We start from the raw sequence: 11,353 nt of genomic DNA, 5'->3' as shown, positions 1-11,353 counted from the left end.
AAAATTAACTAAAATCAATTTAGTATTTTTGAAAGATGAAAACTATCCAAATCTTTTTTCTAATATTTTCGTTTTCAGTCTTTTCACAATCAACGTTTGAAAAGGCAGAAAAATTGTTTTTTCAAAAAAAATATAATGAGGCAAAACCACTACTTCTGTCGCATCTAAAATCACAGTCTAATCATATTAAGACTATGGAATATTTGGGCGATATTGGAGGTTTTCTAAACAATTGGGAAGAAGGTCAATATTACTACAAAAAGCTAATTGAAATACATCCTAAAAATGCAGAATATTGGTACAAATATGGTGGTTCTCTAGGTATGTTGGCACGATCTGCTAATAAATTTAAAGCATTAGGAATGGTTGATGATATTGAAAAAGCTTTCAATACAGCAGCAAACTTAGATAAAAAGCATATTGGTGCACGCTGGGCATTGGTTATGCTATACTTGGAATTACCGGGAATAATTGGCGGAAGCGAGAAAAAAGCTCAAAAATATGCCGATGAATTAATGGTACTTTCAAAAGTCGATGGTTATTTAGCAAAAGGATATATTGATGTGTATTTCAGTCGCTATGCGAAAGCGGAAATCCATTATAAAAAAGCACACGAAATTGGTAATTCAAAAACTACTTTCGAAAAATTATATGACTTATATTTAAATAAGTTAAAAGATAAAGCAAAAGCGAATAAGTTAAAAACTGAATTCGAGAAAAAATAATAAAAATCAAATTCCAAATTCCAATTCGGCTCACGTTTGGAATTTGGATTTTTAAATATTGGAATTTCAAAATGCGTACACATTTCATAGCAATAGGCGGAGCAGCGATGCACAACTTAGCATTGGCCTTACACAATAAGGGATATCACGTAACAGGTAGTGATGATGCTATTTTCGAACCATCCAAATCACGTTTAGAGAAAAAAGGGTTGTTGCCAGCAGAAGAAGGTTGGTTTCCTGAAAAAATCACAACCGATATCGAAGCAATTATTTTAGGAATGCATGCAAAAGCTGATAATCCTGAATTATTGAAAGCACAAGAATTAGGGTTGAAAATATATTCGTATCCCGAATTTTTATACGAGCAATCTAAAAACAAAACCCGAGTGGTGATTGGTGGTTCACATGGAAAAACGACAATTACTTCGATGATTTTACACGTAATGCATTATCACAATATCGAAGTGGATTATATGGTGGGAGCCCAATTAGAAGGTTTTGATACGATGGTGCATTTAACCGAAGACAATGATTTTATTGTTTTGGAAGGTGATGAATATTTAACTTCTCCAATAGATTTGCGACCAAAATTCCATTTGTATCAACCGAATATTGCTTTGTTGTCGGGAATTGCTTGGGATCATATCAATGTGTTTCCAACGTTTGATAATTATGTAGAACAATTTAGAATTTTTGCCAACCAAATCACGCGTGGCGGAATTTTAGTCTATAACGAAGAAGACGAAGCAGTAAAAGCAGTAGCCGAAGGAACCGAAAATCCAATCCGAAAAATTGCGTATCAAACTCCAAGTTACACCGTTGAAAACGGAACTACGTTATTAGATACGCCAGAAGGTCCTATGCCAATTGAAGTTTTCGGCGCACATAATCTAAGTAACTTAGCTGGCGCCAAATGGATTTGCCAATGCATGGGTGTGGACGAAGCTGAATTTTACGAAGCCATCGCCAGTTTCAAAGGTGCTTCTAAACGTTTAGAAAAAATTGCCGAAAGTGCTAATAAAGTTGCGTATAAAGATTTTGCACACTCACCAAGTAAAGTTTCAGCTACCACAAAAGCGGTAAAAGCTCAATATCCAGATAGAAAAGTAATCGCTTGTTTAGAATTGCACACCTACAGCAGTTTAAATGCTGAGTTCTTAAAAGAATACCAAGGTGCTTTAGACGCGGCCGATGTTGCCGTTGTTTTCTATTCACCAGATGCGGTTAAAATCAAACGTTTGGAGGAAGTAACTTATGACCAAATTGCACAATCGTTCCAAAGAGAAGATTTAATCATTTACACCAATCCAACCGAGTTCAAAGACTTTTTATTCAGTCAAAATTTAGAAAATTCAGCTTTATTATTAATGAGTTCAGGAAATTACGGCGGATTGAATTTTGATGAGGTAAAAGGGTTAATCAATTAGTCAATATGCTAATTAGTCAATGTGTCAATTTTTCTCGAGATATAATTGGCACATTGAAAATTGTCTAATTACTGTATTTATAATGTCCCACAATTTTCCAATCAAGCAAACAATCTTCTAAAACTTGTCCGCTTCCTACGTTGTGGACAATCATAGGGTTACCATTTTCTGATTTGATATGCGTTACTATACCAATATGGGGTAGTTTATCTCCAATCATCCAAGTAACCAAATCACCTGTTTTGTAATCTTTAGGATTTTGTGTAATCGGTAAAGTTGTTCCTTTTCGTGAAAAGAAAACTTCTAAATTAGGAACTCTTCGGTGGTCGATGTTTTTATCAGTAGATTTCATTCCCCATTTTTTTAAATTCGGATACAAAGAAAAATTAGCTTTCATATCTTCATGAACTTCTTTCTGTAAATCTATTCCTAATTTTCGATACGCACGAATCACCACATCAGTACAAACCCCAGTTTTTGCAGGAACATCACCATTTGGATATTTTATCCCAACATAAGCCGGCGTGTAAACCACTTCAGGATCAATTATTGAAATCGCTGCATTGGATAACTTTTCATAGAAATCGGTTGGGTTTTCAATGAGTTGAGTTTTGGGTTTTGATTCAGATACGTTTTCTGCAAAAGTTTCAGATTTTTTACATCCAAAAGAAAAGCAGATTAAAAGTAGAGGAATAAATAGTTTCATATTTTTGCATTTTATTATTTCAAACGCAATTTTTGAGCCATTTATTTTGAAGGTTTTAAAAACCACATAGAAACATAGAAAAATAAGAATTTCATAGTCAATAAATTGATTCATTTAGTTTCTCTGTAACCTATCTAAAATAAAATGCCTAATTAAATGAAAAGCAAACCTATGTTTCTATGTGGTAAAAGTTTAGATTTTTTTTATTTTTTAGAATTTTTAATTAGCTTTGTTTTTATAAACGCCAAAATAAAATTTTATGTACACGCCAATCAACCAATGGGCTGAAGACGATCGCCCACGTGAAAAATTTCTTCTAAAAGGTAAATCTACCTTATCTGATTCCGAATTACTCGCTATTTTAATTGGTTCCGGTTCTCGAAATGAGAGTGCGGTGCAACTGTGTCAACGCATTTTAGCTTCCTCTGAAAACAATCTGAATACTTTAGGAAAAATGTCGGTTGCCCAACTCATGCAATTTAAAGGAATTGGTGAAGCTAAAGCTATTTCTATCGCCGCCGCTTTAGAATTAGGTAGAAGACGAAGAGCTGAGGAAGCTGTCGAACTCAAAAAAATCACTTCCAGCAAAGCGGTTTTCGATATTATGCAACCCATCATTGGTGAATTGCCTCATGAAGAATTTTGGGTATTGTATCTCAATAATTCCAATAAAGTCATCTACAAAGCCCAACTCTCAAAAGGCGGAATTACAGGAACAGTTGTTGATATTCGCATAATCTTCAAAATAGCATTCGAACAAAATGCAACTGGTTTAATTCTGTCACATAATCATCCCTCAGGAAAATTAATTGCTAGTGAAGCCGATTTGAAAATCACTAAGCGCATCAAAGAAGCAGGACAAACATTAGAAATTCAAGTTTTAGATCACATCATCATTACCGAAAATGGCTATTTGAGTTTTCAGGATGAAGGGATTTTTTGATTTTTTTTGAAACACATAGTCACATAGTTTTTTTATTATGACAAAAAAGGATATTGATAATTTGTGGTTTCAGATAATTGGAGCGGCAATTGAAGTGCATAAAAATTTGGGAGCGGGTTTGTTAGAATCGGTTTATCATGAATGTATGAAAGAAGAGTTGCGATTGAGGAAAATAAATTTTCACACAGAGAAAATAGTGCCAATTATTTACAAAGGAAATCAGTTAGAAGCTAATTTAAGATGCGATTTGTATATCGAAAACCTTATTGTAGTAGAATTAAAATCTACTGTAGAAGTGCATAAAGTTTTTGATTCTCAAATTTTGACTTATATGAATTTACTCAATGCTCCAAAAGGAATTTTGATAAATTTTTATTGTAAAAATATTTTCAAAGAAGGACAAAAAACATTCGTAAATGAAATCTACAGAAATTTACCATAAAGCTATGCTTATCTATTGTCAGAGTGAAACGGCTTTTACACGCTAACATAAACTTATGTGGCTATGTGTTTAAAAAAAACAATTAAACACATAGGCACATAGTTCTTAATTAATTTTTCCTTAGCGAACTTTGCGAAAAAACTTAACGCTCTTTGCGTTTAAACCAATAATTATGGAAATTTTAAGAATTCTTAATTTTTTATCTAATCGATAAGCCGTATTTTTATCAAAAATTAAAATATTATGAAAAACATAAAACTTTTAGTAGCGACACTTTTGGTAACTCTTACTGCTTCGGCGCAGTTTACACAAAAAGCTTTACCTTATGCTTATAATGCTTTGGAGCCATTTGTAGATGCACAAACTATGGAAATTCATTACAGCAAGCATCATGCAGCTTATGTTAAAAATCTAAATACAGCATTAGCAGGAACTGCGGATGAAAAATTAAGCTTGAATGAAATTTTTGCAAAGATTTCTACTATGCCAGTAGCAGTTCGTAATAACGGTGGCGGACATTATAACCATGAGTTGTTTTGGTCAGTTTTAACACCTGAGAAAAACACTAAAATGTCGGCTGAGTTAGAAAAAGCGGTAAATGAAACTTTTGGAAGTTTAGACGGATTGAAAGAAAAATTGAATGCAGCAGGAGCAAGTCGTTTTGGTTCAGGTTGGGCTTGGTTGGTTGTGACTAAAGAAGGAAAATTAGTAGTGAGTTCAACTCCAAATCAAGATAATCCATTAATGGATGTTGCTGAAGTGAAAGGAACACCAATTTTCGGAATTGATGTTTGGGAGCATGCTTATTATTTAAAATATCAAAACAAAAGAGGTGATTATTTATCGGCTTTGTGGAGTGTGGTGAATTGGACTGAAGTGAGTAAAAGATATGCTGCTGCAATTAAACAATAGCGATGTTTTACAATAAAAGCAATATATTAAAACCTTGTTACTTTTTTTGAAGCAAGGTTTTCTTCTTGTTTTTCGAATATGAGATTTGCATTTTAATACCGTATAATTAGAAGAATGATTAGTACTAAAAACATACGATTTTCTTACAATAAAACACAGGAGTTTATTTTTCCTGATTTGTATTGTGAAGCTGGCAATACTATTTTAATAACAGGAGATTCTGGTAAAGGGAAAACTACGTATTTGCATATTTTAGCAGGTTTGTTAAAGCCAAAAACAGGTGAAATCGAAATCGATAAAACCAATATTGTATTACTTTCTGAAAAAGCAACTGATACATTTCGCGGAAAGCACATTGGTGTAGTTTTTCAAAAATCCCATTTTATTGGTGCTTTAACCGTTTTAGAAAATTTAGAAATGGCAAGTTGGTTAGCTACGGGGAAAAAACATACGAAGCGAGCTAAGAAATTATTAGAACAATTGGGAATTGAAAACCAGGCGTTTAAATTGCCTTCGCAGTTAAGTATTGGGCAACAACAACGTGTTTCAATTGCCCGCGCGTTGATGAACGAACCAAAAGTCTTGTTAGCAGATGAACCCACATCTAGTTTAGACGATAAAAATGCGGAAAAAGTAATCGAATTGCTAACTTTTTTATCAAAAGAATACAAAGCAGCTTTACTAATCGTTACGCACGACAACCGAATTAAAGAACGATTTATCAATAAAATTACCTTGATATGATAGCAAAATTAGCATGGAAAAATATATGGTTCAAACCATTAAATACCATCTTGAGTGTTGTTTTGCTAACCTCTAGTGTTGCAATTATTACGACTTTAGTTTTGGTCGAAAAACAATTTGAAGAGAAATTCTCAAGCAATATAGATGGAGTAGATTTGGTAATGGGAGCGCAAGGAAGTCCGTTGCAATTGATATTATCTTCGGTTTACCAGGTAGATTCTCCAACAGGAAATATTAGCTATGATTCGGCAAAAGTTTGGATGCAACATCCGTTTGTTCAAAAAGCTATTCCATTAGCTTTTGGGGATAATTATCGGGGTTATAAAATCTTAGGAACAACACCTGATTATTTAGAAAAATATGGTGCAGAAATTTCAGAAGGAAAGCTTTTCGAAAAGAATTTCGAAGTTGTGATCGGTAGTGATATCGCTCAAAAATTAAGTTTAAAAATTGGAGATGCGTTTTTCGGTTCTCATGGTGATGCTGCGGAAGGAGAAGTTCATGATCATTACGAATACAAAGTTGTCGGAATTGCAAAACCAACAGGAAAAGTAGTAGATAATTTGATTCTGTGCACAATTCCAAGTGTTTGGCAAATGCACGGAAGTCATGGTGAAGAAGAAAATCCCGCTCATGGAGAAGAAGGTCATGTTCATATAGAAGGAGAAGAACATCACAAAGAAGCGGATATGACTCTAGATGAACCTGGAATGGAAATCACAGCTGTTTTACTAAAATTCCGCAATAAAATGGGAATTGTAACCTGGCCAAGAATCATTGCGCAAAATACTAAAATGCAAGTTGCTTCTCCTGCAATTGAAGTGAATCGTTTGTTTTCCTTATTTGGAATTGGGATTTCAGCCCTGCAATATTTGGCATATGGAATCATGCTGATTTCTGGGATTTCTATTTTTATAGCTCTATATAATACATTGAAAGAACGCGAAAACGAATTTGCCTTAATGCGTGTGAACGGAGCCAAAAGATTACAGCTTTTAAAAGTTGTAATGATTGAAAGTTTGCTTTTATGTGTGGTTGGATTTATTTTTGGTACGATTTTAGGGAGAGTAGGATTAAGTGTGTTGTCCAACTCAGCCGAAGAAGATTTCAAAATGAGTTTTGATCCATACGAATTTATATGGGAAAAAGAAGGGACTTTATTTTTACTAACTATATTTGTAGGCTTTATTGCAGCATTAATTCCTGCCGTAAAAGCTTATAATTTAAACATTTCAAAAACATTAACCAATGCGTAATTACATTAAATTAAGTTTAGCTTTCGTGGTATTCATATCATTAATGAGCTTCACAGATTCTAAGACTACAACTCTAAAATCTACTTTTGATACCTCTGTAGCTAACGATACTTTAACATGGAAAATTTTGGGTGACATTAAATATACTAGAAAAAAACATGCTACTTATGGAGAAGTGGAATTTCCACAAGTAAATATGAAGTTAAAAGCGATGCAAAAGAAAACGGTTTACATGAGTGGTTTTATAGTGCCAATCGATAATAAAAGCTATGCTTTGAGTAAAAACGTTTTTGCTGCTTGTTTCTTTTGTGGGAAATCTGGACCTGAAACTATTGCTGGTATTAAATTTAAAGGGGCAACCCCAAAATTAAAAACCGATACTTACGTTACTTTAAAAGGAACTTTTAGGTATAATGAGACTGATGTTGAGGATTGGATTTACCATATCGAAGACGCCGTAATCATATCTCAAAGTAATTAATTTTGAAGCCCAATCATTTGGATTTTTTAATGGTTTGTAACTACTATATGCTATATAAGATGTTGCTCCCATCGGGGTTGTAACAATCATAAGGACAAGAAATCTATAGTAAATTAAAACTTTCTCGAAATTCAAAATTGATGACAATTTGTGAAATTTGTGGTTAAAAATAAAATGAAATCATTTCATCATAAAAAACATCTCTTTTTCGATTTAGATCATACCCTTTGGGATTTTGATAAAAATTCAGGCTTTGCATTTGATGCCATTTTCAAACAACAAGGTTTTGATATTGAATTATCGGATTTTCTCAATATTTATATTCCAAGAAATCAATATTATTGGAAATTGTATCAAGACAATCAGATTTCACATAATGATTTACGTTATTATCGCTTAAAAGATGTTTTTGATGCATTACAATTTGAAGTTTCTGATAAAATGATACATCATTTATCGGAACAGTACATCGAGTATCTACCTAAGTACAATCATCTTTTTGATGGTGCTATTGAGCTGTTAGATTATTTAAAACCTAAATATCAATTGCATATAATTACCAATGGTTTTGCATCGGTACAAGCCAGAAAAATAAAGAATTCAAAAATTGATCATTATTTTGAAAGCATAACAAATTCCGAAATGGCAGGAGTAAAAAAACCACATAAAAACATATTTGATTTTGCTTTATCTTTGGCAAATGCCTCAAAAGAAGAGAGTTTAATGATAGGTGATAGTTATGAGGCTGATATCATTGGTGCTCAAGCAGCTGGGATAGAAGCTGTTTTTTTTAATGAACATAATTTACAGGTAGATTATCCGGTTTTTCAAGTAAAGCATCTATTAGATTTAAAAAATGTATTGTAGTTATGAAGAAATTAGTTTTATTAATTGTTTTATTGGTTAATTGTCTTTCTTTTGCTCAAGAAAGTTATAAATACGCTATCATCCCAAAAAAATTCAATTTTTTTAAAGAGGAAAATAAATATGACTTAAACGTGATAACTAAATCTTTCTTTGAAAACCAAGGCTTTGAAGTGTATTTCAACAGTGATATTTTACCTGATGAATTATCTGAGAATCGATGTGCATCAATTTATGTAGATGCTTTCGAAGAGAGTTCTCTTTTTTTAACTAAAGTATATTTTGAAGTTAAGGATTGTTCCAATAATGTTCTTATAAAAAGTGAATTAGGTACTAGTAGAGAAAAGGATTACAAGAAAGCATTTAATGAAGCTTTTGGTAAGGCTCTAAATTCCATTAAGAGTAAACTGGATTTTAAAAAATCTGATTCTAATAAGGACTTGATTTTAAAATCTGGAAAAGAGGTTGTTTCAAAATCAAAGGAACTTCCATACCGTCTTTTTGCAATTACAACATCCACGGGGTATAAATTAGTAAATGAAAAGCCCGAAACTGTTTTTTTACTATATAAAACTTCTGATAATTTCGTTTTTTTAGCTATTAAAGGAGAAATTAAAGGTGTTTTTATAAAGAAAAATGATCAATGGTTATTTGAACATTATGAGGGAGAGAATTTAATTTCAGAAGTAGTGGACGTCAAGTTTTAAAAATGGAATATGAAGTTAATACCCGTATTTATCCTTCCAACGATTCTTTAAAAACTGACGTAATTCTTTTTCACGCGCGTTTTCACCAGGTTCAAAGAATTTAGTTTCCGAAATTTCGGTTGGTAAAAATTCTTGTTCGGCAAAGTTGTTTGGGAAGTCGTGCGCGTATTTGTATTCTTCTCCGTAGCCTAATTCCTTCATTAATTTAGTTGGTGCGTTTCGTAAATGAATGGGAACTGATAAATCTCCAGTTTGTTTCACCATTTGTTGCGCTTTTCCGATGGCTATATAACTTGCATTGCTTTTAGGCGATGTTGCTAAATAAATAGCACACTGACTCAAAATAATTCGACTTTCAGGGTAACCAATGGTGGTTACGGCTTGAAACGTATTATTTGCCATAATCAAAGCTGTTGGATTCGCATTTCCTATATCTTCACTGGCTAAAATTAGCATTCTTCGGGCGATGAATTTTACATCTTCGCCACCTTCAATCATTCGGGCTAACCAATACACCGCGCCATTTGGGTCACTTCCACGAATTGATTTGATGAATGCGGAAACAATATCATAATGTTGTTCACCCGTTTTGTCATACAACACTGTGTTTTTTTGCACCAATTGCATTACTTTTTCATTTGTAATTTCAATGGTATCGCTTTCGGTTGCATTAATTACCAATTCAAAAATATTCAATAACTTTCTACCATCACCACCCGAAAGTCGCAATAAAGCTTCGGTTTCTTTTAATTGGATATTTTTATTTTGAAGTTCTACATCGGTTTTCATTGCACGATGCAATAAGGCTTCTAAATCGTCTTTGGTAAACGCGTTCAAAACATAAACCTGACATCTTGACAATAAAGCGGGAATGACTTCAAAACTAGGATTTTCAGTCGTCGCACCAATCAATGTTACCCAACCTTTTTCCACTGCTGCCAACAAAGAATCTTGTTGTGATTTGCTAAAACGATGAATCTCATCAATAAATAAAATGGGATTTTTGGCTGTAAATAAACCACTGCTTTGTTTCGCTTTTTCAATTACCTCACGAATGTCTTTCACGCCAGAATGTATCGCACTCAGTTGGTAAAACGGACGTTTGCTTTCTTGTGCCATGATTTGAGCTAAGGTGGTTTTTCCAGTTCCTGGTGGTCCCCATAAAATCAAACTTGGAATTAATCCTTTGGCAATTTGTTGCGTTAATGAACCCTCAGGTCCAACTAAATGCAATTGGCTGATGTAATCCGATAATTGTTGTGGGCGAATGCGTTCGGCTAATGGTTGATTCATGTCGTAAAATTACAATTTTATGACAAATGTGCATAGAAATATTTTTGGCTTTATCTTTGAATTCAAATCAATATGGAAAAACAGCACGATAATCCTTTTCAGTTTACAAAAGCGGTCATTTTATTGCCGTTATTTTTTGTATTGACTTTATGGTCGGTTTTTTGGTACGAATTGCAATTTCAAGATAACTTGTCGCATTTTGGAATTTATCCAAGAGAAGTTTATGGATTAAAAGGAATTTTATTTAGTCCATTTTTGCATGGTGATATTGAACATTTAGCTAATAATTCCGTTGCCTTATTAGTGATGTTGCCAATATTGAGGTATTTCTACAAAGAACAATCGTTTGTTGTGTTGTTTTTGGGAATTCTTTTTTCAGGATTGGGAACTTGGTTGTTAGGAAGGCCAAGTTACCACATTGGCGCCAGCGGATTAATCTATGTTTTAGTAAGTTTTATTTTCTTCAAAGGAATCTTTACCAAATATTACCGATTAGTTGCTTTGTCATTCACCATTGTAATTTTATATGGTGGAAGTGTTTGGTACATGTTTCCGAATGTGAAAGAAGGTATTTCTTGGGAAGGGCATTTAGCAGGATTTTTTGTTGGATTAGCCTTGGCTTTAGTTTTAAAAACACCCCAATTTTCTAAACCTTTTTTCTACGAATGGGAAAAACCCGATTTCAATCCAGAACTCGATCCGTTTATGAAAAATTTTGACGAAAAAGGAAATTTTTCTCCACCACCAAAACCAGAAGAAGTTATTCGAGAATATTTTAATTCTTCAATGAAAGTGGTGTATGAGTTTTTGGGTGGGAAAAAATGAGTCAATGTGGCAATGAGTTAATTAGCCA

13 protein-coding genes are annotated in these 11,353 nt (G+C 33.2%); 11 read left to right on the top strand and 2 right to left on the bottom strand.

Translation table 11 applies throughout. From position 1 onward, the window contains the following. Window positions 1–35: 35 nt before the first annotated feature. Together BUE95_RS08515 and BUE95_RS08510 are read left to right on the top strand one after the other, a co-directional pair. On the top strand, window positions 36–725 hold the full coding sequence (locus tag BUE95_RS08515) for a tetratricopeptide repeat protein (protein ID WP_073583367.1): 690 nt from the start codon (window positions 36–38) through the stop codon (window positions 723–725). A gap of 71 nt (window positions 726–796) precedes the next feature. Further along, complete coding sequence (locus tag BUE95_RS08510; protein ID WP_073583365.1) at window positions 797–2,152, top strand: UDP-N-acetylmuramate--L-alanine ligase; 1,356 nt, start codon at window positions 797–799, stop codon at window positions 2,150–2,152. Between the two features lie 64 nt (window positions 2,153–2,216). On the opposite strand, the gene BUE95_RS08505 is transcribed toward BUE95_RS08510, so the two are convergent. Further along, window positions 2,217–2,858: a DUF1287 domain-containing protein gene (locus tag BUE95_RS08505; protein WP_073583535.1), complete on the bottom strand. Its 642-nt coding sequence runs from the start codon at window positions 2,856–2,858 to the stop codon at window positions 2,217–2,219. Window positions 2,859–3,117: 259 nt separating this feature from the next. Between BUE95_RS08505 and radC the strand changes: the two genes are divergently transcribed. The 8 genes from radC (at window position 3,118) to BUE95_RS08465 (ending at window position 9,207) form a co-directional block, all read left to right on the top strand. Continuing rightward, complete coding sequence (radC, locus tag BUE95_RS08500) at window positions 3,118–3,801, top strand: RadC family protein (protein WP_073583363.1); 684 nt, start codon at window positions 3,118–3,120, stop codon at window positions 3,799–3,801. A gap of 37 nt (window positions 3,802–3,838) precedes the next feature. Further along, window positions 3,839–4,243: a GxxExxY protein gene (locus BUE95_RS08495; RefSeq protein WP_073583361.1), complete on the top strand. Its 405-nt coding sequence runs from the start codon at window positions 3,839–3,841 to the stop codon at window positions 4,241–4,243. 243 nt (window positions 4,244–4,486) lie between these two features. Continuing rightward, window positions 4,487–5,155, top strand: coding sequence for a superoxide dismutase (locus BUE95_RS08490; protein ID WP_073583359.1), 669 nt, complete (start codon window positions 4,487–4,489; stop codon window positions 5,153–5,155). A gap of 114 nt (window positions 5,156–5,269) precedes the next feature. Further along, entirely contained in the window at window positions 5,270–5,899 is a 630-nt protein-coding gene (locus tag BUE95_RS08485) for an ABC transporter ATP-binding protein (protein ID WP_073583357.1), read from the top strand. Next, window positions 5,896–7,155: an ABC transporter permease gene (locus BUE95_RS08480; RefSeq protein ID WP_073583355.1), complete on the top strand. Its 1,260-nt coding sequence runs from the start codon at window positions 5,896–5,898 to the stop codon at window positions 7,153–7,155. Before BUE95_RS08485 ends, BUE95_RS08480 begins: the two co-directional genes overlap by 4 nt. Then, window positions 7,148–7,636: a hypothetical protein gene (locus tag BUE95_RS08475; RefSeq protein WP_073583353.1), complete on the top strand. Its 489-nt coding sequence runs from the start codon at window positions 7,148–7,150 to the stop codon at window positions 7,634–7,636. The genes BUE95_RS08480 and BUE95_RS08475 overlap by 8 nt, the downstream gene beginning before the upstream one ends. A 174-nt stretch (window positions 7,637–7,810) precedes the next feature. Beyond that, window positions 7,811–8,503, top strand: coding sequence for a YjjG family noncanonical pyrimidine nucleotidase (locus BUE95_RS08470; RefSeq protein WP_073583351.1), 693 nt, complete (start codon window positions 7,811–7,813; stop codon window positions 8,501–8,503). A 2-nt stretch (window positions 8,504–8,505) separates the two neighbouring features. Beyond that, window positions 8,506–9,207 (top strand): hypothetical protein, encoded by a 702-nt coding sequence (locus BUE95_RS08465; protein WP_073583349.1) that lies wholly within the window; start codon window positions 8,506–8,508, stop codon window positions 9,205–9,207. A gap of 15 nt (window positions 9,208–9,222) precedes the next feature. Here the strand turns inward: BUE95_RS08465 and BUE95_RS08460 are convergent, their stop codons facing one another. Then, window positions 9,223–10,500 (bottom strand): replication-associated recombination protein A, encoded by a 1,278-nt coding sequence (locus tag BUE95_RS08460; protein WP_073583347.1) that lies wholly within the window; start codon window positions 10,498–10,500, stop codon window positions 9,223–9,225. A 72-nt stretch (window positions 10,501–10,572) separates the two neighbouring features. On the opposite strand from BUE95_RS08460, the gene BUE95_RS08455 reads away from it, so the two are divergent. Next, a complete protein-coding gene (locus BUE95_RS08455; protein ID WP_073583345.1) occupies window positions 10,573–11,325 on the top strand; it encodes a rhomboid family intramembrane serine protease in 753 nt (250 codons plus the stop codon). Window positions 11,326–11,353 lie beyond the last annotated feature (28 nt).

The sequence above is a fragment of the Flavobacterium cucumis genome (assembly GCF_900148835.1).
Taxonomy (GTDB): domain Bacteria; phylum Bacteroidota; class Bacteroidia; order Flavobacteriales; family Flavobacteriaceae; genus Flavobacterium; species Flavobacterium cucumis.
Note: the sequence above shows the minus strand (reverse complement) of the source record. Positions and strands in the feature narration are given on the sequence as shown.

Excerpts from the sequence above, each read along its gene's own strand:
- BUE95_RS08485 (WP_073583357.1), top strand. The coding sequence starts at position 5,270 with ATGATTAGTACTAAAAACATACGATTTTCTTACAATAAAACACAGGAG.
- BUE95_RS08505 (WP_073583535.1), bottom strand. The coding sequence starts at position 2,858 with ATGAAACTATTTATTCCTCTACTTTTAATCTGCTTTTCTTTTGGATGT.
- BUE95_RS08510 (WP_073583365.1), top strand. The coding sequence starts at position 797 with ATGCGTACACATTTCATAGCAATAGGCGGAGCAGCGATGCACAACTTA.
- BUE95_RS08475 (WP_073583353.1), top strand. The coding sequence starts at position 7,148 with ATGCGTAATTACATTAAATTAAGTTTAGCTTTCGTGGTATTCATATCA.
- BUE95_RS08480 (WP_073583355.1), top strand. The coding sequence starts at position 5,896 with ATGATAGCAAAATTAGCATGGAAAAATATATGGTTCAAACCATTAAAT.
- BUE95_RS08455 (WP_073583345.1), top strand. The coding sequence starts at position 10,573 with ATGGAAAAACAGCACGATAATCCTTTTCAGTTTACAAAAGCGGTCATT.
- BUE95_RS08460 (WP_073583347.1), bottom strand. The coding sequence starts at position 10,500 with ATGAATCAACCATTAGCCGAACGCATTCGCCCACAACAATTATCGGAT.
- radC (WP_073583363.1), top strand. The coding sequence starts at position 3,118 with ATGTACACGCCAATCAACCAATGGGCTGAAGACGATCGCCCACGTGAA.
- BUE95_RS08470 (WP_073583351.1), top strand. The coding sequence starts at position 7,811 with ATGAAATCATTTCATCATAAAAAACATCTCTTTTTCGATTTAGATCAT.
- BUE95_RS08465 (WP_073583349.1), top strand. The coding sequence starts at position 8,506 with ATGAAGAAATTAGTTTTATTAATTGTTTTATTGGTTAATTGTCTTTCT.
- BUE95_RS08495 (WP_073583361.1), top strand. The coding sequence starts at position 3,839 with ATGACAAAAAAGGATATTGATAATTTGTGGTTTCAGATAATTGGAGCG.
- BUE95_RS08515 (WP_073583367.1), top strand. The coding sequence starts at position 36 with ATGAAAACTATCCAAATCTTTTTTCTAATATTTTCGTTTTCAGTCTTT.
- BUE95_RS08490 (WP_073583359.1), top strand. The coding sequence starts at position 4,487 with ATGAAAAACATAAAACTTTTAGTAGCGACACTTTTGGTAACTCTTACT.